Origin of the sequence: Microcystis sp. LE19-41.2A (assembly GCF_027530405.1) — a bacterium.
Lineage (GTDB): Bacteria > Cyanobacteriota > Cyanobacteriia > Cyanobacteriales > Microcystaceae > Microcystis > Microcystis aeruginosa.
Genome location: NZ_JAPZQJ010000188.1, coordinates 1 through 1,183, shown reverse-complemented (window position 1 = coordinate 1,183; position 1,183 = coordinate 1). Strand labels below are relative to the sequence as shown.

The following is a 1,183-nucleotide window of genomic DNA, read 5'->3' as shown; positions in this document are numbered from 1 at the left end:
TAAAAATGATTATGTTATCACCGTTAAAGGAAATCAGAAAAATCTTGATCAGCGAATACAAGACCTGAGTAATTCCTCAAAGCCAGAAAGTTGCTTTCTTGAACAAGATAATAGTCATGGACGAAAAATATCAAGAAAAATAGAAGTTTTTAAAGTGAGGAACAATGAAAGACAAGGGGGGAGCATCTCACTTATGCAATGAGTATTAATACTTATAGCAGTCAAAAACTAGAAAATCTTCAACTTGATCACAAAGAGAAATGAGATTATAATAGTTATAACTTACAATTCAGAATAGCTCTCGATGGGAGGAATAATTCAATGTTATCAGAAAATGAAAAAAGAATTAAAGAGTTATGTCAAGAGTTAGGGCAATGTCTCTATGAGCAATCCCAAATTAAGAAATTTAATAACTTGGGAGAGATAGAGGAGACAGTCAGAGATTTAATGATTCATTATGTTAACCCAGAAATCGGTATTTTTTTGTCAAAACAAGCACAGAAGAAACTGCCGGTCGGACGAGAAAAGTGAAAAGTATTTTGGGGGAATTACCAATTACAGAAAAACAAGCGAAAAAATTAGAAATAAAGTCTCGGACTCAGATGAGTCCAATGTTAGAGAAGAACTGTTTGCTATTAAGTGGCGATGAATCCTACGAAAAATCGGCGCAGAAAATCAAATCATTGACAGGAATTGCTGTTTCTCACAGTACCCAACAACGCCTCGTACATCGCTATGCTTTTGAAGAATTACCGTCTAACCCAGAAGTTGAAGTCGAAGAAATGAGCATAGATGGCGGTAAGGTACGACTAAGAACTGCCAAGGGAAAAGCCTTGATTTGGCGTGATTATAAAGCAGTGAGTTTTCATCAACTGGGGGTAGCGGCCTTTTTTCAAGATAACTCGGCTTTATTAGATTTGGTTAATTCTCAAGTTTTGGCTGAACCTTTAATTTGTTTAGGAGATGGACATGATGGTATCTGGAATTTATTTGGTCAGATAGGAGAGAAACAGGAAAGAATTGAAATATTGGATTGGTATCATTTAATCGAAAACCTCTATAAAGTTGGCGGGTCATTCCAGCGGATTGATGAGGTAAAATGTTTTCTATGGAAGGGGGAAGTGGATGCTGCTATCTCCTGTTTTGAGGGATGGTCAGAGCCGCAAGTGGAGAATTTTATTAT

At 36.4% G+C, this 1,183-nt stretch carries 2 pseudogenes; both read left to right on the top strand.

The window, feature by feature from the left end:
- Positions 1–178 (top strand): annotated as a pseudogene (locus O9290_RS08515) (ISAs1 family transposase); the annotation flags it as partial.
- Between the two features lie 143 nt (positions 179–321).
- Positions 322–1,183: pseudogene (locus O9290_RS08510) on the top strand (ISKra4 family transposase); the annotation flags it as partial.